Source organism: Nocardia sp. NPDC055029 (assembly GCF_053608525.1).
On record NZ_JBSGVQ010000047.1, the window covers coordinates 31,958 to 54,368 of the forward strand.

The 22,411-nt window shown below is 63.0% G+C and carries 20 protein-coding genes; 8 read left to right on the forward strand and 12 right to left on the reverse strand.

Annotated features, from left to right (window positions below):
- Positions 1 to 26: 26 nt before the first annotated feature.
- The 4 genes from ACWF9G_RS30000 to ACWF9G_RS30015 all read right to left on the reverse strand — a co-directional run bounded on the left by ACWF9G_RS30000 (position 27) and on the right by ACWF9G_RS30015 (position 4,562).
- Positions 27 to 956 (reverse strand): alpha/beta hydrolase, encoded by a 930-nt coding sequence (locus tag ACWF9G_RS30000; RefSeq protein ID WP_452519434.1) that lies wholly within the window; start codon positions 954 to 956, stop codon positions 27 to 29.
- 68 nt (positions 957 to 1,024) lie between these two features.
- Entirely contained in the window at positions 1,025 to 2,116 is a 1,092-nt protein-coding gene (locus ACWF9G_RS30005; RefSeq protein ID WP_452519435.1) for a Zn-dependent alcohol dehydrogenase, read from the reverse strand.
- Positions 2,113 to 2,871, reverse strand: coding sequence for an enoyl-CoA hydratase/isomerase family protein (locus ACWF9G_RS30010; protein ID WP_452519437.1), 759 nt, complete (start codon positions 2,869 to 2,871; stop codon positions 2,113 to 2,115). Before ACWF9G_RS30010 ends, ACWF9G_RS30005 begins: the two co-directional genes overlap by 4 nt.
- Positions 2,868 to 4,562, reverse strand: coding sequence for a flavin-containing monooxygenase (locus ACWF9G_RS30015; protein ID WP_452519438.1), 1,695 nt, complete (start codon positions 4,560 to 4,562; stop codon positions 2,868 to 2,870). Before ACWF9G_RS30015 ends, ACWF9G_RS30010 begins: the two co-directional genes overlap by 4 nt.
- A gap of 738 nt (positions 4,563 to 5,300) precedes the next feature.
- Here ACWF9G_RS30015 and ACWF9G_RS30020 point away from each other — a divergent pair.
- The gene (locus tag ACWF9G_RS30020; RefSeq protein WP_452519440.1) at positions 5,301 to 5,918 is read left to right on the forward strand and encodes a TetR/AcrR family transcriptional regulator; all 618 of its coding nucleotides are present in this window, start codon (positions 5,301 to 5,303) and stop codon (positions 5,916 to 5,918) included.
- Positions 5,919 to 5,970: 52 nt separating this feature from the next.
- On the opposite strand, the gene ACWF9G_RS30025 is transcribed toward ACWF9G_RS30020, so the two are convergent.
- Positions 5,971 to 6,804: a mycofactocin-coupled SDR family oxidoreductase gene (locus ACWF9G_RS30025; RefSeq protein WP_452519441.1), complete on the reverse strand. Its 834-nt coding sequence runs from the start codon at positions 6,802 to 6,804 to the stop codon at positions 5,971 to 5,973.
- Between the two features lie 89 nt (positions 6,805 to 6,893).
- Entirely contained in the window at positions 6,894 to 7,385 is a 492-nt protein-coding gene (locus ACWF9G_RS30030; RefSeq protein WP_452519442.1) for a flavin reductase family protein, read from the reverse strand.
- A gap of 254 nt (positions 7,386 to 7,639) precedes the next feature.
- Here ACWF9G_RS30030 and fabG point away from each other — a divergent pair, with 254 nt between their 5' ends.
- The 3 genes from fabG to ACWF9G_RS30045 are packed head-to-tail and all read left to right on the forward strand — an operon-like array spanning position 7,640 to position 9,761.
- Positions 7,640 to 8,401, forward strand: a complete 762-nt coding sequence (fabG, locus tag ACWF9G_RS30035; RefSeq protein ID WP_452519444.1) for a 3-oxoacyl-ACP reductase FabG — start codon at positions 7,640 to 7,642, stop codon at positions 8,399 to 8,401.
- A 17-nt stretch (positions 8,402 to 8,418) separates the two neighbouring features.
- Positions 8,419 to 8,871, forward strand: coding sequence for a MaoC family dehydratase (locus tag ACWF9G_RS30040; protein WP_452519445.1), 453 nt, complete (start codon positions 8,419 to 8,421; stop codon positions 8,869 to 8,871).
- 20 nt (positions 8,872 to 8,891) lie between these two features.
- Entirely contained in the window at positions 8,892 to 9,761 is an 870-nt protein-coding gene (locus ACWF9G_RS30045) for an enoyl-CoA hydratase-related protein (RefSeq protein WP_452519447.1), read from the forward strand.
- A 182-nt stretch (positions 9,762 to 9,943) separates the two neighbouring features.
- On the opposite strand, the gene ACWF9G_RS30050 is transcribed toward ACWF9G_RS30045, so the two are convergent.
- The 3 genes from ACWF9G_RS30050 to ACWF9G_RS30060 all read right to left on the reverse strand — a co-directional run bounded on the left by ACWF9G_RS30050 (position 9,944) and on the right by ACWF9G_RS30060 (position 13,344).
- Positions 9,944 to 10,924 carry an LLM class F420-dependent oxidoreductase gene (locus ACWF9G_RS30050; RefSeq protein ID WP_452519448.1) on the reverse strand — a complete coding sequence of 327 codons (981 nt, stop codon included), beginning with the start codon at positions 10,922 to 10,924 and terminating at the stop codon, positions 9,944 to 9,946.
- Positions 10,925 to 10,985: 61 nt separating this feature from the next.
- Positions 10,986 to 12,371: a phosphotransferase family protein gene (locus tag ACWF9G_RS30055; RefSeq protein WP_452519450.1), complete on the reverse strand. Its 1,386-nt coding sequence runs from the start codon at positions 12,369 to 12,371 to the stop codon at positions 10,986 to 10,988.
- A gap of 343 nt (positions 12,372 to 12,714) precedes the next feature.
- Complete coding sequence (locus tag ACWF9G_RS30060; protein WP_452519452.1) at positions 12,715 to 13,344, reverse strand: TetR family transcriptional regulator; 630 nt, start codon at positions 13,342 to 13,344, stop codon at positions 12,715 to 12,717.
- Between the two features lie 152 nt (positions 13,345 to 13,496).
- On the opposite strand from ACWF9G_RS30060, the gene ACWF9G_RS30065 reads away from it, so the two are divergent.
- Together ACWF9G_RS30065 and acs are read left to right on the forward strand one after the other, a co-directional pair.
- Complete coding sequence (locus ACWF9G_RS30065) at positions 13,497 to 14,771, forward strand: acyl-CoA dehydrogenase family protein (protein WP_452519454.1); 1,275 nt, start codon at positions 13,497 to 13,499, stop codon at positions 14,769 to 14,771.
- A gap of 188 nt (positions 14,772 to 14,959) precedes the next feature.
- Positions 14,960 to 16,909, forward strand: coding sequence for an acetate--CoA ligase (gene acs, locus ACWF9G_RS30070; RefSeq protein WP_452519456.1), 1,950 nt, complete (start codon positions 14,960 to 14,962; stop codon positions 16,907 to 16,909).
- 73 nt (positions 16,910 to 16,982) lie between these two features.
- On the opposite strand, the gene ACWF9G_RS30075 is transcribed toward acs, so the two are convergent.
- The 3 genes from ACWF9G_RS30075 to ACWF9G_RS30085 all read right to left on the reverse strand — a co-directional run bounded on the left by ACWF9G_RS30075 (position 16,983) and on the right by ACWF9G_RS30085 (position 19,420).
- Positions 16,983 to 17,828, reverse strand: coding sequence for an SDR family NAD(P)-dependent oxidoreductase (locus tag ACWF9G_RS30075; protein WP_452519458.1), 846 nt, complete (start codon positions 17,826 to 17,828; stop codon positions 16,983 to 16,985).
- Positions 17,829 to 18,305: 477 nt separating this feature from the next.
- Entirely contained in the window at positions 18,306 to 18,713 is a 408-nt protein-coding gene (locus ACWF9G_RS30080) for a nuclear transport factor 2 family protein (RefSeq protein ID WP_452519460.1), read from the reverse strand.
- A 110-nt stretch (positions 18,714 to 18,823) separates the two neighbouring features.
- On the reverse strand, positions 18,824 to 19,420 hold the full coding sequence (locus ACWF9G_RS30085) for a TetR/AcrR family transcriptional regulator (protein WP_452519462.1): 597 nt from the start codon (positions 19,418 to 19,420) through the stop codon (positions 18,824 to 18,826).
- 413 nt (positions 19,421 to 19,833) lie between these two features.
- Between ACWF9G_RS30085 and ACWF9G_RS30090 the strand changes: the two genes are divergently transcribed.
- Entirely contained in the window at positions 19,834 to 20,649 is an 816-nt protein-coding gene (locus tag ACWF9G_RS30090) for an alpha/beta fold hydrolase (RefSeq protein WP_452519467.1), read from the forward strand.
- Between the two features lie 150 nt (positions 20,650 to 20,799).
- Entirely contained in the window at positions 20,800 to 22,338 is a 1,539-nt protein-coding gene (locus tag ACWF9G_RS30095) for a long-chain-fatty-acid--CoA ligase (protein ID WP_452519463.1), read from the forward strand.
- Positions 22,339 to 22,411 lie beyond the last annotated feature (73 nt).

Consider the following 22,411-nt stretch of genomic DNA (forward strand, 5'->3'; position numbering starts at 1 on the left):
GAACACCCGCATCGCTCCGTTCGGGGTCACAACGCTGCTGGCCGAGGCGGCAATCCCAATCGGGCTCGAGCCCAGCGACCAGCACGGTCCACCGCCGCGTCCGCTTCCGGCGCGCGGCCGGCGAGAAGTGGAAAGACGTGCGGCATCCCTGGATAGATGCCGACGTCGATCGAAACGCCCACGGCACGAGCACGATCGGCGAAGCGGAGGGTGTCATCGAGCAGGATTTCGTGATCACCTGTCAACACCAATGTGGGAGGCATCCTGGCGAGGTCGGCGTTCATCGGGTTCACTGCTGGGTCGTCGGGGCCGGGGCCGTCGGCCAAATACGAGTCCCGCATAGCGGAGAGACCGGATCGACTGACCGCGACGTCGAGCTTCCGCCTTGAGGTGACTGAAGGGCTGCTCAAAGTGAGGTCGTACCAAGGGGAGAATGCGACCATCCCAGCGGGAGCGGTGAAGCCATTGCCCGTCGAACGCAGAACGTGCATCGTGGCGAGATTTGCCCCGGCGGAGTCGCCGACTACGACAACTCGATCCATCGATACGTCTCGTTGGGCGAGCCAGCGCTCCACAGCGGCGAAGTCCGACAGCTGTGCAGGATATGGAAATTCGGGCGCAAGTCGATAGTCGAACAGGAGTGCCGGAACTCCCGCTCTGGCTGCCAGGTGTCCGGCCAGCTTGCGGTACAACGAGGTCGACCCGACCTGGAAGCCACCGCCGTGTGCGAAGAGCAGTGCAGTGCCGGTCTCGGAATCGTTCGGAACACACCAGAGAGCGGGAATGCCGTTCGCGTTCGCCTCTGCGTAGCAGACCCCCTCGGGCTCTGCCGTTACTGCGTGTAGCTCCTCGTAGAGCGTCCGGGTATACCGAATGTCCGGAGTTGGTTGAGCGCGCAGGCGGGCTGCGAGATCGCGATACGCATCGAGCAGAAGGGCGGATTCTGGACTGGTCATGATTGCTCCCGCAAGGCCCCTTGTGACGGGAGGTATGAATCCCGTCACAAGGGGAAATCGGTTCGGGCTCAGTCGAATACCACGACCGAGCGGGCCGCGGCCCCGGTTTTCATCGCCTCGAACCCCTCGTTCACCTCGGACAGCTGGATCCTGCGATCGATGAGGCCATCGAGATTGAGGCGTCCTGCCAGATAAAGATCAGCGTAGCGAGGGACGTCTACACGGAACCGGGCAGCGCCCATGAGCACCGCGCGGATCGTTTTGCCGGAGTTGATCAGATCCGTGGCATCGAACGTGTACTGAACGCCGGGCTTGGCCATGCCGACGAGGTACGTTGTGCCGGCTTTGCTGGTCATCGCGACTGCTTGGTTCGCGGTGATGGCCGAACCGACAACCTCGAAGACATGATCGGCTCCGCGTGGACACAGTTCACGCACTGCTGCGACGGGATCTCCGTCGCCAGCCTGCACGAAATGATCTGCACCGAAGCTAGCCGCCAAATGGGCCTTGGAGCCCTGGAGATCGACTGCGATGATCTGGCCGGCACCGGACAGCCGCGCGCCTTGAATGATATTCAGTCCCACTCCGCCGCAACCGATAACGACGACGGTTTCGCCCATCTGGATGCTTGCGGCGTGGGTTGCTGCGCCGACTCCAGTCACCACACTGCATCCGAGCAGCGCGGCTCGGTCGAACGGGATTTCCTTCGGCACGGCAACCGCGGCACGTTCGGACGTGAGTATCTGCTCGGCCAGTCCACCAAGATGAGCACTCTGGGTGACCGTAGTTCCGTCGAGCTGGATTCGCGGCGCTGAGCCCCGCGTGCGCCCGAGACTCCGCTGGTCCAGACAGATCCAGGGTTTGCCTGCCGCGCACATCCCACATCGCCCACAGTCGGCGGCCAGGCAGGTCACCACGTGATCACCCACGGCGAGTGATGTCACTCCAGGACCAACCGCGGCCACGACTCCTGCGACTTCGTGACCGAGCAGCAACGGCAGGCGGAATCCGAAATCGTGGTTGGCGAAGGTGAGATCCGAGTGGCACAGTCCACTGGCGCGGACATCGACCAGGATCTCTCCAGGACCAGGGTCAGCCAGTTGGATCTCGGTGACAACGAGCGGCTTGCCGACTTCGGTCAAGACTGCCGCTTTGGTCATGGCTTCTTCTTCGTCACGCTCTCGCGGTAGCGCGCGAACTGCTCCAGCGTTTCAGGGTAGGTGAAGGCTTTTGTGAATTCACCCATGCTGAGGTCATTGGACTCGCTGACACCGGTGTTCAGCCAGGTCTCGAACAGTCGCTTCTGAGCGGCGACTGCGACCGCGGTGTGGCGAGTGGTCAACCCAAGCAGCCGCTCGACTTCGCCTTCGAGCTCGTCGCGTTCGACGACGGCGTTGAACACGCCATACGGGGCCAGCGCAGCGAGCGGGTAGGCGTCACCGGTGAGGATGATCTCCTTGGACAGACCCAGGCCCACATAGTGGCGCAGAAGCGACGAGTCGAGCACAGCAGGGAACCCGACCTTGATCTCGGGCAGGCCGAACTTCGAGCCGGGGGTGGCAACTCGAATGTCACAGGCCAGCGCGGTTTCGAAGCCGATGCCGAGGCAGTAGCCGTCGATAACGCTGATCGTGACGACCTCGGTCTTGCGGATGGCTGCCAGCAGGTCGCGAGCGGTGGTGATGAAATCCAGGGCGCCGGCTTCATCGAAGGTCTCGAAGGCTGCGACGTGCATTCCGGTGGAGAACGCGCGCCCACCGGCTCCGCGGAATACGACGGCCTTCACGCCGTTGAGGTTCTCGAGTTCCTTACAGATGACGCCGACTTCCTCGGGATGCACGGCGTTGAGGTTCTCCGGGCGATTGAACGTGATGTTCAAAAGCTCGCCCGTCCGTTCCACAATGAGTCCGCTCATGATGCAGGCCTTTCCGGGAGTTCCGCCAGGTCGCGGTCTCCCTTGTTGGTTTCGGTTTCCACAGAATCCAGCACGAACCCGCGATAGCCGTCGGCGACGACGTCATCACAGACCTGTGCATAGGTGCCGACCCCACGGGTGTAGGGCATGAAGACCCGGGGTTTGCCCGGGACGTTGGCTCCGAGGTACCAGGAGTTGCCCTCGGGGTAGAGCGTTGCCGACGCCAGTCGATTGACTTCGTCGACCCACGACTGCTCAGCGGCCTCGGCGGCGTCGATCATGTTCAGATCGTCGTCGCGCAGGTAGGCGAGGCAATCGGCGATCCAGTCGACCTGTAGTTCGATCGAGATCACCATATTGGACAGTGCCGAAGGGCTGCCGGGTCCGCCGATGATGAACATGTTCGGAAACCCATGGGTCATGAGTCCCAGGTAGTTGTGCGGCCCGACCGACCACTTCTCGGCGAGCTGCTGACCAGCACGACCACGGATGTCGATCGCGTTGAGCGCGCCCGTCATCGCGTCGAATCCGGTGGCGAAAACCATGACGTCGATCGCGTACTCGGCTCCGCTCGCCGTTCGTACCCCTGCAGGGGTGATTCGCTCGATCGGGTCGTTCAACACGTCAGCGAGTTGAACGTGCGGGAGATTGAACACTGCTGGGTAGTTGGTCCCGACGCAGGCGCGCTTGGCGCCGAACGGGAAGCCGCGGGGTGTCAGCGTCTGCGCCAACTGCGGGTCGTCGACAGCATCAGCGATCTTGCGGCGCGCGAACTCTGCAACCGTTTCGTTAGCTTCGTGGTTGGTCATCAGGTCGCGGTAGCTGAGCATGAGCGGCATGACTGCGCCCTCGCGCCAATGTGCTTCGTAGGTTGTTTCTCGCTCTTCGGCATCGACTTCGAGTGCCCGTTGCGTCGGTTTGGGCAGGACCATGCCGAAGCTCGACTCACGAGCCGCCTTGCGTCGCCACGGCGCGCGTTCTTTGGCATGACGGCGTTCTTCATCCGTCAATGGGCGATTGTTCGCGGGCAGGCAGAATGCCGGCGTTCGCTGGAAAACAGTCAAATGGGCTGCCTGTGCCGCGAGAATTGGCGTTACCTGGACCCCAGAGGAACCGGTGCCGATCACTCCGACTCGCTTGCCGCGCAGGTCGGCCCCATCACGTGGCCACCGCGCAGTGTGCAGTGCTTCCCCCGCGAAGTCTTCGATGCCCGGGATATCAGGCAGTCGAGGGTCGGAGAGTGCGCCGGTTGCCATCACCAGGTACCGGGTTCGAAGCTTCAGCCCGCTGGTGGTCTCGACCAGCCAGGTGGCGCTGTCCTCATCGAAGGTAGCTGCGGCGACCTTGGTTCCGAACTCGATATCGCGGCGCAGATCGAACCGGTCGGCGACATGTTCCAGATACCGGAGAATCTCCGGTTGGGCGGCGTACTTCTCGCTCCACTCCCACTCTTGCTGGAGTTCAGCGGAGAAGGAATAGGAGTAGTCGACGCTCGGGACGTCGCACCGCGCACCGGGATAGCGGTTCCAGTACCAGGTCCCGCCGACGCCGTCGCCTGCTTCCACGACGCGCACGCGGAATCCCTGCGCGCGCAATCGGTGCAGCTGATAGAGCCCAGCGAATCCCGCTCCCACAACTACTACGTCGAACTGGCTAGGTTCCGGATTCAGTCGCGTACGGCTGTCGGACATCAGATGGTTCCTCCTATGCGGGTTGTGCGCATGCGGGATCGTGAGTAGTCGGTCACGATGCCGGGCGTACGAAGCCCGTCTGCGTCGGCCGTGGCGCGCGCCCCGGCTCCACAGGAATGACAGCGATCAGCTGCTCCGCCCTGCGGTCGATCCACACTCGATCGCAAGTTAGTTAGTTAGTTAGTGACCGCTGACTTGACTAGGTATATCAGGCGCAGTTGTGAGGCGTCAACCTCCTGGGCCGATCGGGCACGTGCGCCCAGTGCTCGGATGTTCTGGGTGAATCTGCTAGTAGGAAGCGGTTTACTGGGGTGACCGCGGTTGATGTTATGAGCGCCGGGCCTCGCTTGCTCTGGATGCGCGGGTGGAGGCCAGTAGTGCTTGGCTCAGTGCGAATCTGCTTGCTCGTGTGGTACAGCTCTGGTGACTGCAGCGGCAGACGATGCGAAGACCGTCGGTCGTCCAGGTGTGCCGCGCCGCCTTCTGTGCCGCGGATGCGCTCCGATTCGACTGCGAACGGACCGATTGGCAGCATGTCGATGCTGGTGCCAAGGTTGCTGGGTGTCGCAGGTGGTAGAGCACGGCATGACGATGATGGCCTGTTCGTTCCCGTACGGATCAGCGATTCAAATGATGGTGCGGTGACCGATTGTTCACTAATGGCATTAGACTGACCCGAACGGCTGTACGCCGTACGCGAGTGATTGGAGAGACGTGACGGGACCTGGACGGTCACGGGTGCGCGACCCGGAGCGACGTGAGCGGATCCTTGCCGCGGCGGTGCAGTTGTTCATCGACCGGGGATACCACGCCGTCAACATCGGCGACATCGGAGGTGCGGCCGGGATTGTCGGCACCGGGATCTATCGCCACTACAAGAACAAGGCGGCGATCCTTGTCGAGGTGTGCGAGCGGGTCGTCGACAGACTGGTCGATGATGCTGAGGCAACCATGCGAGACGTCGATGATCCGCTCGAGGTCCTGGTGGCGTTGGTACGTCGGCAGGCGGAATTCACGATCGACGACCGCAAGCTCTACCTCGCATACGTCCTCGAGGCGAGGAACCTGCCGGAGTCGGATGAGCGCAGATTGCGGTGGAAGCAGCGGCACTATGTCGAACTGTGGATCGACATGCTGCGCGCCGTGCGGCCCGACATTGACCGCGCCGAAGCAAATTTTCTTGTGGGAGCTGGTATCTCGGCGATTCATTCGTTGCTGCGGTGGGGTACGAGCGGGATGCCGCAGGAGCGATTGGCGCCCATGCTGGAGCAGGCCTGCTATCGGGCGATGGACATCGCCGACCAGCTGGCGGCCCGGAGTGTGAACGGGGTAGACGGGTCAGCCCAAGCGAGCTGATCGACGAAAACTGTGGGGTCCCCGGCCATAGGCCGTGGACCCCACAGTTTTTTCAGGCGATCAAGTCTGCGCCGGCGTCGACCGGCAGAAGGGCGCCGGTGATGTACCGGGCTTCATCGGAAACCAGGAACAGGATCGCGTTCGAGATATCGACGGACTCGACCCACGGCACCGGCAGGACATGCATCGCCTGCGAGACTGCGGCGATGTCTTCCCGGGTCGGATTCTCGAGGTCCGGGCGGAAGGATCGGTAAACGGCATCGTTGTGGACCATGATGGTGTCTACCTGGGTTGGGTGGACACCATTGACACGGATGTTGTAGCGCCCAAGGTCGAGGGCGAGTGCCTTGACCAGCCCCACCAGGCCGTGCTTTGTGGTGACGTAGTGCGGCATGCCTCGGAACGCATGGAACCCGGCCATCGAGCTCGTGATGACGATGGAGCCTCCTTCGCCGGTGTTCCGCAAGTGCGGAATTGCGGCGTTGCAGGTGTTCCAGACGCCTGTGAGGTTCACATCGACCATGTCCGTCCAGTGATTGCTCGACATACCGCGCAATCCGGTGAACCCGGTGATCCCGGCATTGGGAAGCACGATGTCCAAACGTCCGAGTTGAGCGACACCGTCCGCGAGCGCGGCGTTGAGTGCACCTGGATCCCGCACATCTGCCTTGTGCGCGACGATCCGCCGACCCAGCTTCTCGACGAGACGCACGGTTTCGTCGAGGTCGGTCTCGGTCGCCAACGGGTAGGTCACGGTGTCGATCTGCTCGCAGATGTCGATTGCGATGATGTCGGCGCCCTCTTCGGCGAGGTGGACCGCATGTGCCCGGCCCTGTCCACGGGCGGCTCCGGTTACGAAGACCACCTTGCCATCCAGTTTCCCCACTGAAACCTCCGGTTCGTGCTGCACTATGTTAGTGAGTAACTAATAACTAAATTGAGGCTAACAGGTGCCCCTCGGGGCTGTCCACGGCATCAGGGCACCTCGAGCGTGTGGAACGATCGCCTGAAGTAGATGGACGGAATCTCGTCGCCGACATGGGTCTTGTCCACATGTCCGAGCAGGATGAGGTGGTCGCCGCCGTCCGGTTTGGCGTGAGCGGAACAGTGCAGGATCGCGCTTGCTCCAGGGAGGACCGGCAGGCCGTCGACGGATTCGAAGCCGGCGTCTGAGAACTTGTCCGCACCCTTGGTGGCGAACCGGTAGGCGAGGTCATTCTGGCCGGGATGGATGAAATGGATGACCCACTTCTCGGCTCGCTCGAAGACCTGGTAGCACTGCGCCGTTTTCGCCAGGCAGGTCAAGGCGAGTGGGGGAGTGAGCGAGACCGAGCAGAACGAGCTGGCTGTGAAGCCCCACCAGCGGCCGTCCTCGTCGGTGGTGGTGACGATCGTCGCTCCGCTGGGGAACGAGGACATGGCCTCCTTGAAGCGTTCCGCTTCGGATTGTCCGGCAACTGACAGCACGCGCACTCCTTAGATATATCAGTTCTTGACTGATATATTCCTCGTTCGGAGGTGGGGCGTCAAGCGGGGCGCGCGAGGTGGCGATGTTGTATTGAACACTTCGGGTGGCCGACTCCTAGATGCTCAATGCCATACTACTGACTAGATGCCAGTAGTATGTTCGAGGTCACGCCGCGCATCGACGTGCTTCGACAGCCCCGGCTTCCGGAGATCGCAGTGTGGATACGTCACCCATTTAGACAACAGGAGCAAGGATGAGTACAGACGCGGTTCGGACGGCAATCGTCACCGGGGCTGCCCGAGGTATCGGAGCGGCGGTGGCCAAGCGGCTGGCGGCGGACGGGTTCGCCGTCGCCGTTCTGGACCTGGATGAGTCGGCGTGCAAGCCGGTGGTCGCCGACATCGAGTCGGCGGGCGGCGTCGCACTGGCGGTCGGCGCTGATGTCTCCGACGAGGCCAGCGTAGAAGCGGCCGTGAGCCGGGTCGCCGAGGAGTTGGGCGCGCCTGTCGTGCTGGTGAACAACGCGGGCATCCTGCGAGACAACCTGTTGTTCAAGATGACCGCGGAAGACTGGGACGCGGTCATGAACGTCCACCTGCGTGGTGCTTTCCTTATGAGCCGGGCGGTGCAGAGCAGCATGACGGCCGCCAAGTGGGGGCGGATCGTCAACATGTCGAGCACATCAGCGCTCGGTAACCGTGGTCAGGCCAATTACTCGGCTGTGAAGGCGGGCCTGCAAGGATTCACCAAGACTCTGGCCCTCGAGCTGGGCAAGTTCGGAGTCACGGTCAACGCGATTGCCCCAGGATTCATCGAAACCGAGATGACCGCGGCGACAGCTGAGCGCATGGGGGTGCCGTTCGACCAGTTCCGGGAAGCGGTGGTGAAACAGATTCCGGTCGGACGGTCGGGCAAGCCCGAAGATATCGCGCATGCGGTGTCGTTCCTGGCCAGCGAGGGTGCAGGGTACGTGTCCGGCCAGGTCCTGTACGTGGCCGGCGGCCCGGCAGCCTGATCGAGCGGAGCGAGAGAATGAAGATCTACAGCGGGCTCGAAGCGTTCTCGAAGGATGTCGGACAGCATCTGGGCTTCAGCGAATGGCACACGGTGACGCAGAAGAAGATCGATCTCTTCGCGGACTCCACTGACGATCACCAGTGGATCCACGTCGACCCCGAAGCGGCGGCGAAGGGACCTTTCGGCGCGCCGATCGCCCACGGATTCCTCACCCTGTCGCTGTTGCCGGTGCTGACCGATCAGATCTGGCGGATCGACGGACTGAAGATGGGGATCAACTACGGCTGCAACAAGGTTCGCTTCCCCTCGGTGGTCAAGGTCGGCGACCGGGTGCGTGCCGGCGCCCAATTGATGGCCGTCGAACCGACCGCGGTGGGCGTCCAGGTAACTCTGGCTGTGGCGGTCGAGATCGAGGAAAGCGTCAAGCCGGCGTGTGTGGCCGAATGGCTGCTGCTCGTCGCGGCCTGACAAATGCGGTTTGCCTAGAAATGGAGTACGACATGCAATTCAGTCAGATCGACTACACAGTCTCCGACGCGATCGCGACTATCACGCTGCAGCGTCCGGATCGCTTGAACGCCTACACCCACACGATGGCGCGCGAACTGTCCGCGGCTTGTGACCTGGTGGAAAACGACGATGACGTTCGGGTCGTCGTCGTGACGGGCAGCGGCCGAGCGTTCTGTGCCGGCGCCGATCTCGAACCCGAGGATGACAAATTCACCAAGGAGCGCCGCCCCGACGAGTACTTCTCAGACGGCTCTCCCCGCGACCCCGGCGGACAGGCTTCACTGAAGTTCGCCGCTCTGCGCAAGCCGGTGATCGCGGCGATCAACGGACCTGCGGTCGGAATCGGTGCCACCCTGACGGTGCCCTTCGACATCCGGATCGCAGCGGAGAGTGCACGTTTCGGCTTCGTCTTCACCCGTCGCTGCCTGGTTCCCGAAGCTGGGTCCACCTTCTTCCTCCCCAGGGTGGTCGGTATGTCGCGAGCAATGGAGTGGGTAGCAACTGGACGCCTGTTCGACGCCGCGGAAGCGTTGTCCTCGGGTCTGGTAACACGTGTTTGTCCCGACAGCGATCTGATGGACACCGTGTACGCGTTGGCGGCGGATATCCGCGATAATGTTGCGCCTGTGGCCTTCGCGGCGGCCAAGCAGATGATGTGGGGCATGTGGGGCGCGGATGGCCCCTGGGCCGCGCACCGGATGGAGTCCCAAGTCCTCGAAGAGGTCATTCGCTCAGCGGATTTCGCTGAGGGAGTGGGAGCCTTTCTCGAACGGAGGAAGCCTTCTTTCACGATGAGTCCCAACAAGGATCTGCCTGCAGTGATTCCGAGTTGGCCGCAGGTCGACTGATTCGATGAGGCCCGGCCCCAACCATCGGTTGGGCCTCATCCACCGCGAGCCAACGACGCCGCTGCCCACCGGGACAGCCGGGTAGACCTCGGCGCATCACCCCGCCATCGTTCGGGCAGTGCTGGTTCCCATGATGGCGTGCGCCGAGATTCACCGATGTCTGAGCGAGGTTCCCGTCGCGGTTACATGTGAGGGGTGTAGCTTCGACCGATCGCCGTAATCGTGGCCGTGGTGTTCTGGACTCCTGGGACGGGCAGGAGCGCTAAAACGGGCATGGTGACCCCAGCTCGCACGTAGTCCTGAATACGTGCGCTGATGTCGGTGGGACTGCCGAAAAGGAAGAGATCCTCGACTAGAGCGTCCGGAATCGCGGCAAGCGCGCCTGCGCGGTCGCCGGCGCGCCAAGCAGCCCACATGGGCGCCAGTTGGTCACTACGTCCGAGCCAACGATGAAATTCCGCGTATACAGGGACATTGAGGTAGGCAGCGATCGCCCGCTTCGCGACGTTCCGGACAGTGTCGAGGTCGTCGCTCGGGATGACGAACAATCGCGCGACGATCGCTGCGTCCGGGTTCACCGAGCGCAGGTAAGGCACGATCGTGGTTACGTCGCTCGGTGATAGCCAGTTGACGATCGCTCCGTCCGAAATGCTGGCCGCGAGTCGAAGCATTTTGGGACGGAGCGCTGCAAGCAACAGTTTTGGCTGCCGTGCGGGGACTCGGTCCAACTGGAAGCCGCTGATCGCGAAGCTGTCGCACGTCATGTCGATCCGTTCGCCGGTCAGCGCCCGGCGAACGAAGACAGCTACATCGCGCACACGCTGGTAGGGCTCGCGGAACTCGATGCCGTTCCATCGCTCGATGATGACATCGGAGCTGGACCCGATACCGAGCGACACTTCCGCGTCGGCGACGTCGGCCAGCGCGGCGATCGACATCGCCATGAGGGCGGGGCTTCGAGTGTAGGCCGGGACGATGGCCGTGCCGAGCTGGAACGTCGGGTGACTGACGGCGGCGGCGACCAGGGGAGTGAAGGCATCCGCGCCGGATATCTCGGACGACCAGAGGTCCGTGTAACCGGCCGATTGGATGAGATCGAGGGTCGTGTTCTGCTGAGAGAGGGACAACCCGTCGAGTGGGATGGTCAGACCGAGTCCGGGCATATTTGTTTCCTTCTGGTTCCTGCAGTGAAGAATTCGGCCAGCCAGGTCGCTGGTTTCCTGATCAGCTCGTCGGCTGCGCGAGGTAGTCGGGGTTGGCGACAGCCAGTTTGTCGGCGATTTCGCGGCGTATCGCATCGAGGACTTTCTCCGAGCGGGTGTCCAGCGAGTCGTCGCGAATTGCTTCGGCGAGTGCTCTGCCGCTCCCGTAGCCGAGTTCCGCGAGTCTCGCGCGATGTGTCGGGGCCTGGGCGGAGGCCAGCAGGAATTCGCGGCGTGCGATGGCGATGGCGTTGGCTGCCACTCTGCCGAGGTAGTTCAGTCGGACGTCGTCGGTCCGTGTCAGCTCGTGGGACAGGAGGTCCTGGACGGCTCGGAGTAACACGTCACCGCTGGGGCGATCGTGTCCGAAGGCTGCAGTGTCGCTCGATTGGACTGTGAGGACATCAGGCACCGAAGTCGGTTCCGTCATGCCCAAGGCCAGCAGTATGTCGTGCTCTTGCTCGCACACCCGGCGGCCCAGCACCGCGAATTCGACTGATGTTTCTGCTCCGGAGAAGAACCGCTCGGCTTGTACCCGGCACAACACCGCCCAGCGGACCGTGCCGAACACCTCCCACCAGTGCAACTCTTCGGCGTCCGGGCACGTGCCCGCGATCTCGGCGTAGCCGGCGAGCAGTTGGTCCCGGCAACCGAACCCGCCGACGGGAGCTGGGGTGCCGAAACGCCATGCCTTGACGCACAGCCAGCCGAGATCCTCCATCGGATTGCCGAGGTGAGTGAGTTCCCAGTCCAGCACAGCGCGTACGCCATCCTGGTCGACGATGAGATTGCCGTTGCGGAAGTCGCCATGTACCAGGGCGGTGGAACGGGGTTTGGGCGAATGCTCGGCCAGCCAGCGAAGCCCTAGTTCGATGGCTGGGCGAGGTTCGTCGAACGCTCGATACGTGGAAATCAGTTCTTGGAGAGGGTCCCTCACCGCCAGGCCGGGGACCGCATCGAGCGGGATCGAGTGAATTCTCGCGAGGATCCGGCCGAGCTCGGCGGCGAGGCGTGGACGTACTCCGGCATAACGCCCGTCTCGAAGTAGCCGGCGGGGGATGGTCTCACCTTCTACGTGTTCCATGAGTAGATAGGCGCTGCCCATACCGGTGGTGCCGTCGCTGTGGTCGATCACCTGGGGTACCGGTACGTGTGCGGCTGCCGCGGCAGTCAATGCCGCGGCTTCGATAGCCATGATCTCGGGATTGGGCCGGTCCGATGGATCACAGCGAAGTACGAGTCGGCGGGGCTGTTCGCCGATTGGAACAGCTTCCAGAAGCCACGTGTGTCGGCTCGCGCCGCCCGAAAGCCGTCGCAGGTTCTGCACGGTGACCGGGCGTGCCCATATCTCGGAGAGTCGAGCCCGCAGGTGTGCTTCGATCCGTCGGGCGCTTTCCTTCTCATACATCGCTACGACCTACCCGACGACCGCACCTAGCCTTCGACGAGTGTCCCTGTTGGCGTGCCAGTCGGTGACGCTCGATCCCGGCGGGGGCCTCAGTCGGCTTGAAGCGCTTCATCAGGCCAACTGCGCCGACCGACCCGTCCACCCGCACGAAGAAGACTGCTGACGCAGTGTGATAGCGCGGGGCGCAAGCGGGGGACACCGGGTGAGTGCCGAGCGCGGCCAGCTGGTTAGGGAACTGTGCGAGAAACGCGCCTGGGAACAACGGGACTCCTAAGTAGGGACCGGGTCGCTGACGTGCCATCAGGGAGTTGGCAGACGCGGCGGTCATGCAGAGCGGCTGCGACTAATCGCTTCGAAACCCGGCGGCGGCGCGGGAAATGGCCTGGTATTGCTCGACGAGCTGGTCGACCCCAACAGGGCCCTCGGCCCGATACCAGCTGGCGACTGCGGTGCACGCGGTCACTATGAACTTCGCTGTCAACTTCGGATCCGAGGTGGTGAACACACCTTGTCGCGCGCCGTCTGCGAGCACGCGGTCGAACATTCTCTGCTGGGTGTCTCGTTTTGCTACCACTACCGCCAGAGCAGGCGGCTCCAGGCTGCGCAGCTCTGCATTGCCGATATAGCTTCCAGCTCTTGCTCCGGCATGTGCGCGAACATGCGCGGCCACGATGGCGTCCAGGCGAGCGACGGGATCGGTGGGTGCCTCGTACAGCGCTTGCTCGGTACCCGCGATGAGTGCGTCCATACCTTGGTTCATGATCGCGTCTAAGAGGCCCTGCTTGGAGCCGAAGTAGTTGTAGATCGATCCCGCGCTGATGCCTGCGGCCTGCGCGATGTCTCGCACTGATGTGCCGTGATAGCCGCGTGCGGCAATCACTTCGATTGCGGTGTGCAGGATTCGTGCAGCGGTGGGGTCATCGGTCGCAAGCTCCATCTGGTGCGGTGCGCCGGACTGAGAAACAGTCGCCATTGCGTTCAACCGTCCTTCCGCCTGAACATGTGGTCACTGTATCAGCCTCGCGGGTTCCTGCCGATGACACCCTTCTACCAGATAATATCCTTGCCATTGAGGCGATCTACGTGTTGTCTCTGAACGATTGTTCACCGTGTTGGGAGCGCCATATGACCGACTACTCTTGTCTGACCGATCCATCCATCGAGATCCAGACCCGGGCCCTGCTTGTCCGGATCGACGAGTTCATCGAGTCCGAGATCAGGCCGCTGGAGAACCAGGACGACAACCAGAGGTTCTTCGACCATCGTCGGGAGTGGGCGCGCACCGACTTCGACAACGGTGGCTTGCCTCGCAGCGAGTGGCTTGACCTGCTACGGGAGATGAAGCGCCGCGCCGACAAAGCTGGTTTCCTTCGACATGACCTGCCTGTCGAACTGGGTGGAGGTGACTCGACGAATCTAGAGATGGCCGTAATCCGCGAGCACTTGGCGCGCCGGGGACTGGGCCTGCACAACGATCTGCAGGACGAGTCGTCGGTTGTCGGCAATTTCCCCGGTGTCCGTCTGGTCTGGAAGTTCGGCACCGACCAGCAGAAGCGCGAGCTGTGTGAACCGCAGATCACGGGGGAGCGGCTCCTGGCCTTCGGGTTGACCGAGCCCGAGCATGGCAGCGATGCCACGTGGATGCAGACGCGGGCATACCGGCGCGACGGAGATTGGGTGATCACTGGCGCGAAGCGTTGGAACTCGGGGATGCACGCCGCGACTCACGACCTGGTGTTCGCTCGCACGTCGGGCAGAGACGGAAGCGCGCGGGGGATTACGGCATTCATCGTGCCGGTAGACACCCCAGGGTTCAGCATCGATCTGTTCCGGTGGACGTTCAACATGCCCACCGACCACGCGGATGTCACACTGACCGATGTCGTTGTCCCGAACTCGGCGATTCTCGGTGTGGAGGGCGAGGGGCTGCTCGTGGCGCAGCAGTTCGTGCACGAGAACCGCATCCGTCAGGCGGCTTGCAGCCTGGGCGCCGGCGAGCACTGCATCGACCTGTCGGTTGAGTTCGTTCAGGAAAGGGTGACTTTCGGCGAGCCGTTATCGCACCGCCAGGCGATCCAGTGGCCGTTGGTGGAGCTGGCAACCGAAGCAGCGATGCTGCAGTCGCTGATTCGCAAGACCGCCGGTGAACTCGACACCCGTGACCACCTCGAGATCAGTGACCGAGTTGCTATGTGCAACTACCGCGCCAACAGATTCTGTTGCGAGGCCGCGGACCGAGCGATGCAGGTCCATGGGGGAATGGGATACAGTCGCCACAAGCCGTTCGAACACATCTACCGCCATCACCGTCGCTACCGAATCACTGAAGGCTCCGAGGAGATTCAGATGCGCAAGGTTGCGGGGTATCTGATGGGGTTCACCGCGGCTCCACAGCGATAGGTGACGACGCGCGACCATTCCGTGCCGGCACTGTGAGCTCGATGTGAAGTCGAAGTATCCACCTCCATCGTGTGCACTCATCTGCAATGGGGTGTCGATGCGGTGCGGCCCGATGGTGCGGCGGTGTGCACCACTCGAGTTCGTTCGCGCTGATGATGACCCGAGATTCGACCGAAGGAAACTGGCACATGGCCGACATATCCGAGCACTTGAATGCGTACCCGCCGAGCGCTGAGTTCGCGGCCGACGCCAACTGTGACGCTTCTCTGTACGATCGCGCCGCCAAAGATCGGGAGGCGTTCTGGGCCGAACAGGCCGGGCGCCTGCACTGGGTAGAGCCGTGGACGCGCGTCCTGGACTGGGACAACGCGCCTTTCGCCCGCTGGTTTGTCGACGGCAAGCTGAACATCGCCTACAACTGCGTGGATCGGCATGTGCTCGACGGGTACGGCGACCAGGTCGCCATCCACTGGGAGGGAGAACCAGGTGACTCGCGCGACATCACCTATGCCGACCTGCTAGCCGATGTTTCGCGGGCCGCCAACTATCTGACCGAACTCGGTTTGGTCGCCGGTGACCGGGTAGCCCTCTACATGCCGATGGTGCCCGAGGCGATCGTAGCCATCCTGGCGTGCGCTCGCCTGGGTCTGACGCACTCCGTGGTGTTCGCAGGCTTCTCGCCGAGCGCGCTGCGGCAGCGTGTGGATGATGCCGAAGCAAAACTCGTCGTCACCACCGACGGGCAATGGCGCCGCGGTGCCGCCGCGCCGCTGAAGACCGCTGTAGACGAAGCGCTTGCGGCCGATGGCGGCGCGAGGAGCGTTGAGCATGTGCTGGTCGTGCGCCGCACCAACATCGAGGTGCCGTGGACCGAAGGCCGCGACCTGTGGTGGGACGAAACGGTTTCCAACGCCTCGCCCGAACACGAGGCGCAGGCGTTCGATGCCGAGCATCCACTGTTCATCCTCTACACCTCCGGCACCACCGGGAAGCCGAAGGGGATCCTGCACACCTCCGGCGGCTACCTGACGCAGACCTCGTACACGCATCATTACGTGTTCGATCACAAGCCTGGGCGAGATGTGTACTGGTGCACCGCCGACATAGGCTGGGTGACCGGACACTCGTACATCGTGTACGGGCCTCTCTCGAATCGGGTCACGCAGGTCGTCTACGAGGGCACCCCGAACTTCCCGAACGAGCATCGCCACTGGCAGATCATCGAAAAGTACGGTGTCACGATCTATTACACCGCACCTACGCTTGTGCGCACCTTCATGAAGTGGGGCAGGGAGATTCCCGAATCTCACAACCTGTCGTCGTTACGACTGCTGGGCTCTGTCGGCGAGCCGATCAACCCCGAAGCGTGGCGCTGGTACCGGGAAGTGGTGGGCGCCGACACGACTCCCATCGTGGACACCTGGTGGCAGACCGAAACCGGCGCCATCATGATCTCTCCGCTGCCTGGTGTCGCCGCCGCCAAACCCGGCGCGGCCATGTCCCCGCTTCCTGGTATCTCCTCGAAAGTCGTCGACGAGGAGGGCAACCCGGTCCAGCTCGGTGAGACCGAGGCCAATGGCTACCTGGTCCTGGATCAGCCGTGGCCGTCGATGCTTCGTGGCATCTGGGGCGATGACGACCGCTACCGTGATACCTACTGGTCCAAGTACGCCGAGAAGGGCTGGTACTTCGCCGGCGACGGTGCGAAACTCGATACCGACGGTGACCTGTGGGTGCTCGGCCGTGTCGACGACGTCATGAACGTCTCGGGTCACCGCATCTCTACCGCCGAGGTCGAATCCGCGCTTGTGGGCCACTCCGGTGTCGCCGAAGCTGCCGTCGTGGGCGCCAACGATGCGACTACCGGTCAGGGTATCGTGGCGTTCGTGATCCTGACCGCCGAGGCCAAGGACACCGGCGAAGACCTCGTGGCCGAGCTCAGGGCTGAAGTCTCTCGCGAGATCTCTCCCATCGCCCGACCGCGCGAGATCCACGTGGTTCCTGAACTCCCCAAGACTCGCTCGGGCAAGATCATGCGCCGTCTACTGCGCGATGTCGCCGAGGGCCGCGAACTGGGCGACACCTCTACGCTGGTCGACCCCGACGTCTTCGAAGCTATCCGCGACCGTAGGCATTAGCCGTCAGCTGGTTTGTCCGTGCGATTGTCTCGGTCGCACGGACAAACCGCTGCGGATCGAACCTTGGTCGGTCTCATCCATCGGTTTGAACATCATTGACAAACCTGTTGGCCATCCAACGCCTGATGGGTAGCGGCGCATGGAGCAGAATCGCGGCCATGACCCGGTGATGGAGCCCATGGACAACGGTGGGTTTTCCGGACATGACCGCGTTGTACGCCTGGGAAGCCACTGTGGCGGGACGCATCAGCGCGGCGCGGAAGACCGGATTACCGTGGACGAAGCTGGAAATGTTGCTGGTGTCGTAAATTTCGGTGTCGGTGAACCCCGGAACGCTTGCGGTGCACCGTATTCCGGCGTGGCGGAACTCGGCGTCGATGCTCTCGCTGAAACGCAGAACCATGGTCTTCGCGCACCCGTAGATGGCGTCCTGCGGAGTCGAGTTCCCCATGGCGCCGATCGATGACACGTTGATGATACGTCCCCAGCCGCGTTCGACCATCGGTGGCAGCAGGCGATGGGTGAGTTCTAGTGTGGCGATACCCAATACGCGCAGGCGTTGTTCGTGGGTTGCCCAATCGAACGAGTCATAGCGGCCGAACTGGCTGTAGCCGGCATTGTTGACGAGGAAGTCCACCGTGATTCCACGGGACTTCAGCACGTCGACGAGGTCGGCGGGCGCGCTGGGATCGGAAAGGTCGCAGCGGACCGGGTAGCCTGTGCGGCCCCATCGCTGTTCGATTTCGGCTGCAAGTTCGATCAGACGGGGCTCGCGACGTGCGACCAGGACGACATCGAAACCCTTGGATGCCAGCAATTCCGACATCGCGCGGCCGATTCCGCTCGACGCACCCGTCACCAGGGCTGTCTTTCCTGCACCGTCCAAGCGATGACCGTCGGCAGCGATTACCTTGCTCACGTAAAGCCTCCCAAGGCTTGCGTATTGAATCAGATTGTTGTCCGGATACCGGGCAATGCCGGCCCGATCCCGATGCGTCCGAGGACGTGGCGTCTACGAGTTTGCCTGTCAGCGCGGGGGAGGCGATGCTTCCGGGCGTAGCGGTCGTGGGGCCTGGATTCGCGGATCGCCGTCTACTTGATGCGGTGTAGGCGATGGCACCCTGGCGAGTTGCATAGGCCTGCCAGGGTGCCGAGCGCCAACGCGATGAGCAACAGGAGAAGGGCTGATACGTTGGCTCGAATCGCTGGCCAGGGTCGGCTCCGCGCGATCCGCACCGACGTGACGCGCATCACTTTGTTTTCCAGCACACTACTGACTAATTGACAGTTACGCAACCTGGGTCGGAGTGGGCTACGGGGTGATCACTGTGTGCCCCCGGTGCAGGACTCGACACCTTTGCCGCGGCGCGCACGACTGGAATGGGGCGAGCTGGGATTACGTCGCGGGCGGGACGTCGACCGTGAGCTCGGTGACCGCCTCGGGAGCTTTGTGGTAAACGTCGATCCCTGAGATCTTACCGCCGGTGAAGCGATACAGCTCGACGATCGACGTGTCGAGACTGCGTCCGGTCTGCTTCGACCGTACCGAGACGTCCATCTCGGCAATTGCGACATCTCCCGCGTCGTGGAGCTGGATCGATTTGGGCGTGAGTTCGAATGCGCCGGCGCAGGAGGCCGCCATCTGCAGAAACCCCTGGCCGCCGATATATGTCCCGCCGTACGGGAGCCCTGGGGGTTCGTTCAGTTCGCAGGCGGGATCCACCAACTCGAGCGCAGATGTGATGTCGCCCGCCGCGATCGTCTCGAGAAAGCGAGTCAGGGTGGCAATGTTGTTGTCGCTCAAGGTTTCTCCCATCGGAGTTGGGTTGTTGCCCATGGGCGGGCAAAGTCTCCGTCGCAAGTTACTGGCACGCTGTCAGTACGTCAAGGGTTGCTGGCGGCCGCCCGGCTGCCTTATCGACTGGTCGCCCTGGGGTCGAGGACGTGGGGTGCGACCTGCTCGGCAATGGTCAACAGAGCCTGAGTCAACAGAAGCAGCACCTCGCCACGGTCGAGACGTTCCCGTCGCAGCCACTCGTCGACCGCGGTCTCGGCCATCGATTGGAAACTCCGGACCAACGCCCGTGCCGGTCGCGTTGCCCCACCTGGCAGCTCGAGCAACTCCGCCATCCGGGCCGCCCACGCCTCACGGCCCTCTTCCAGGGTGGCCTCGATCTCGCGATCATTGTTGATCGGGCCGGCCTCGAAGATCGTGATGAACGTCCCGCGGTTCTCCCACACGCTGTTGAGCCACCGATTCAACGTGTGCTGAATCTCCTCGGTCAATCGGGCGCGTTGCTTGCGCGCGGGTGGTAGGGGAGGCAGCCTGGCGAAGTTCTGGATGACCTCGACGTAGAGGTCGCGCTTGGTGCCGAAGTGGTAGTGCAGGGTGGCGCGTTGGATTCCCGCGGCCTCGGCGATGTCCGCAGTGGAGACCTCCGAGTACGGATACTTGGCGAAGAGCCGTTGCGCCACCTCGACGATCTGACGGCGGCGCTCATCTGCGTGCATCCGGACACGTCGCCGCCCGGACTTGTCGACCATAGGGCGATCCGCTGTGGTCCCGGGGGGTGCGTCATCCGAAACGGCTTCTGGCATCTCATCGACACTACCGGAAGATCCTCGTTACTGTCCTATTGACAGTAATCGGGTGGATGCGGTTGACTCCGCCGCGGCCATTGTGGCCCGGTATCCGGAGTGGACCCGACTCTACCAGCCGTTAGTGGGATGTCTGGCGATGCAGCCAGAGCTGGTCTCGGTGTCAAACTCTTGCCTAACCGTCACCATGTCAGTAGTCTTCGTCCAAATAGTGTCGCCGGTCACGCCTGTGGTCCCCCCAACGCAGGCGTCCGAAGGGAGTTCGCTGTATGAGCCGTAGTCCTGAACATTCGACGAGTGTTTCTCCGTCGAAACTGTCCGACATGATGCGCCCGCTGAGTGGCGTGGAGGAAACCGTTGTGCGGCCCGACGGCACTCGCTTGCGTGTGGTCGAAGCCGGTGTCGGCCCCGACGTTCTCCTGGTCCACGGCTTCGGGGTGTCTGCTGACTCCTGGTCGACGGTGCAGCCGGCACTGGTTGCCAGTGGTCGGCGAGTGGTCGCCTACGATCAGCGGGCCCACGGCTCGTCCGCGTGCGGACTCGAGGGTGTCGGCTCCGAGCAGCTCCGGGCGGATCTTTTCGCTGTTGCCGACAGGTACGACATCACCGATGGCGTACTCGTATGCCATTCCATGGGAAATTTCGTCGCGCTCGGGCTGTTGGCCGACAATGCCTTCCGCAGTCGGTTTCGGCGGGCTGTGCTGGTCAGCCCCGAGACCGGGAACATGACCAAGGGCGCGCCGCTGGCTGCGATACAGGGTCCGATGATGCAGCTCGGGATCACTCAGTTCCTCGTTCGCATCCCGTCGGTGGGTCGCAAATTGGCTGCCGCCGCCGTCGGCTGGGCTGCGTCGGCCGATGTCGTCGAGGCGACGCGGCTGACTCTGGCGGAGGTGCCACGAGCAGTCGGGCCGTGCGTGACGATGATGGCGAAGGAATCCGTCGAGGATGACCTTCCCAACGTGGATCTGCCGCTGCATGTGCTGACCGGTACCGACGACAAGGCGACTCCGGCCTGGCACGCCGAGCTGATCGTGGCTCGTGCCAAGAACACCCGTATCGACTACATCGCTGATACGGGACACATGTTGAACTGGGAGGCGCCCGAGGTGATCGTGCGTTCGGTTCTCAGCGAACAGTAAGGCCGGCGGAGCCACCGATCCTGATTGCGGGAACCGGACAACATGCCGTGGCGATCCGACCCTCGCAAGAACTTTCCAGACCAGATACAAGTCGCCGCGTGCGCAGAGAATGTTAGGTGAAATCCGATGTCCCCCAGTCCTCATCAGGGAATGACGCCCAGCGACCAGCTGGCAAGGCATGCTCGCAAGATTCCTGGCGAGGTGGCCATTCGCTTCGGAGACGAATCGGTCACTTATGCCGAGTTCGATGACCGAGTCAACCGACTGGCCAATTACCTGCTTGCCGAAGGTGTCGACGCGGGTGACCGCGTCGCTGTCCTGACGCTGAACAACCCGCAAACGGTGATCACCTACGTCGCCTGCGCACGGCTGGGCGCCATCTCCGTGCCCGTCAACTTCCGGCTCACTCCAGCCGAAGTCGGCTACATCTTGGCTGACAGCGGCGCCGTCGTGACCGTGGTCGACGCCTTGCTTGCGCCGGTGGTCGCGAAGGCTAAGGACGACGTGCCCTCGCTGCGGCGCTGTCTGGTCATCGGCGGAAGCCCGGACGTGATTCCCGGGGGCGAGAGTTTCGACCAGGTGGTCAGTGAGGCGTCGTCGGCTGCGGTCGAGCGTGAAGTGGATGAGCATGCGCCCGCCTTTATCATGTACACCTCTGGGACCACCGGACGGCCGAAGGGTGCAGTCCTCACCCACGCCAATACCTTCCACAATGTCACCAGCCAGATCATCCATCTGGGTCTGCCCGCTGACTGTCAGGTGTGGATGATCGGTGTCCCGCTGTTCCACATTGCTGGTGTCGGGATGTTCCTGACGGGCCTCTACCGCGGTGGCCGAATGGTGATCGCGTCGATGGGAGGCTTCGACCCTGCCGCGACTGTTGATCTGTGGGAGCGCGAGCAGGTCAACGTGACGTTCTTGGTGCCCTCACAGTGGCAGGTGGTCTGCCAGCTGCCGGATATCGGCAAGCGGGACCTGTCGGCGCTGCGGGTGACGAGTTGGGGTGCGGCTCCTGCAACCCCTGCATTGCTGCGCAAGATCATGGAGTCCTTCCCTGACGCGATGCTCTACACCGCATTCGGCCAGACGGAGACCAGCCCCGTCACCACTCTGCTGCTCGGCAACGATGCACTGGGAAAGGTCGGTTCGGTCGGAAAGCCGCTGCTCAACGTCGAAGTGCGCATCGTGGACGCAAACATGAACGACGTCGCGGTCGGTGAGGTGGGCGAGATCGTCTACCGCGGACCGAATGTGATGAAGGAGTACTGGAACAATCCGGAAGCGACGGCCGCGGCCTTCGCGGGGGGCTGGTTCCACTCTGGTGACTTGGTGCGGCAGGACGAAGACGGCTTCATCTATGTCGTAGACCGGCTCAAGGACATGATCATTTCCGGCGGGGAGAACGTCTACTGCGCCGAGGTCGAGAACGCCGTTGCTGACCACCCGAAGGTGGCCGACGTCGCCGTGATCGGAGCTCCGGACGACAAGTGGGGGGAGGTCCCATTCGCAGTAGTCGTGCCACTCGATACGACTGCCCCGCCGACGACAGAGGAAATCGAGCAGTGGTGCCGGGAGCGGCTGGCGGTCTACAAGTGCCCCAAGCGGCTGCTGATCGTTGAGGACCTGCCTCGCAATGCGAGTGGCAAGATCCTCAAGCATGTGCTGCGTGCTGACTTTGCCGCCAAGTAGCGGCCGGGTCGCGCGTCGGTCAGCCTGACCGGGGCGCGCTACAAATTCCCGCCGGGCTGGGGCTGAGGGGCCC

What these genes read in the sequence shown, in the direction of transcription:
- ACWF9G_RS30000 (WP_452519434.1), bottom strand. Translation starts at nt 956, where the DNA reads ATGACCAGTCCAGAATCCGCCCTTCTGCTCGATGCGTATCGCGATCTC.
- ACWF9G_RS30005 (WP_452519435.1), bottom strand. Translation starts at nt 2,116, where the DNA reads ATGACCAAAGCGGCAGTCTTGACCGAAGTCGGCAAGCCGCTCGTTGTC.
- ACWF9G_RS30010 (WP_452519437.1), bottom strand. Translation starts at nt 2,871, where the DNA reads ATGAGCGGACTCATTGTGGAACGGACGGGCGAGCTTTTGAACATCACG.
- ACWF9G_RS30015 (WP_452519438.1), bottom strand. Translation starts at nt 4,562, where the DNA reads ATGTCCGACAGCCGTACGCGACTGAATCCGGAACCTAGCCAGTTCGAC.
- fabG (WP_452519444.1), top strand. Translation starts at nt 7,640, where the DNA reads ATGAGTACAGACGCGGTTCGGACGGCAATCGTCACCGGGGCTGCCCGA.
- ACWF9G_RS30040 (WP_452519445.1), top strand. Translation starts at nt 8,419, where the DNA reads ATGAAGATCTACAGCGGGCTCGAAGCGTTCTCGAAGGATGTCGGACAG.
- ACWF9G_RS30045 (WP_452519447.1), top strand. Translation starts at nt 8,892, where the DNA reads ATGGAGTACGACATGCAATTCAGTCAGATCGACTACACAGTCTCCGAC.
- ACWF9G_RS30050 (WP_452519448.1), bottom strand. Translation starts at nt 10,924, where the DNA reads ATGCCCGGACTCGGTCTGACCATCCCACTCGACGGGTTGTCCCTCTCT.
- ACWF9G_RS30055 (WP_452519450.1), bottom strand. Translation starts at nt 12,371, where the DNA reads ATGTATGAGAAGGAAAGCGCCCGACGGATCGAAGCACACCTGCGGGCT.
- ACWF9G_RS30060 (WP_452519452.1), bottom strand. Translation starts at nt 13,344, where the DNA reads ATGGCGACTGTTTCTCAGTCCGGCGCACCGCACCAGATGGAGCTTGCG.
- ACWF9G_RS30065 (WP_452519454.1), top strand. Translation starts at nt 13,497, where the DNA reads ATGACCGACTACTCTTGTCTGACCGATCCATCCATCGAGATCCAGACC.
- acs (WP_452519456.1), top strand. Translation starts at nt 14,960, where the DNA reads ATGGCCGACATATCCGAGCACTTGAATGCGTACCCGCCGAGCGCTGAG.
- ACWF9G_RS30085 (WP_452519462.1), bottom strand. Translation starts at nt 19,420, where the DNA reads ATGCACGCAGATGAGCGCCGCCGTCAGATCGTCGAGGTGGCGCAACGG.
- ACWF9G_RS30090 (WP_452519467.1), top strand. Translation starts at nt 19,834, where the DNA reads ATGCGCCCGCTGAGTGGCGTGGAGGAAACCGTTGTGCGGCCCGACGGC.
- ACWF9G_RS30095 (WP_452519463.1), top strand. Translation starts at nt 20,800, where the DNA reads ATGACGCCCAGCGACCAGCTGGCAAGGCATGCTCGCAAGATTCCTGGC.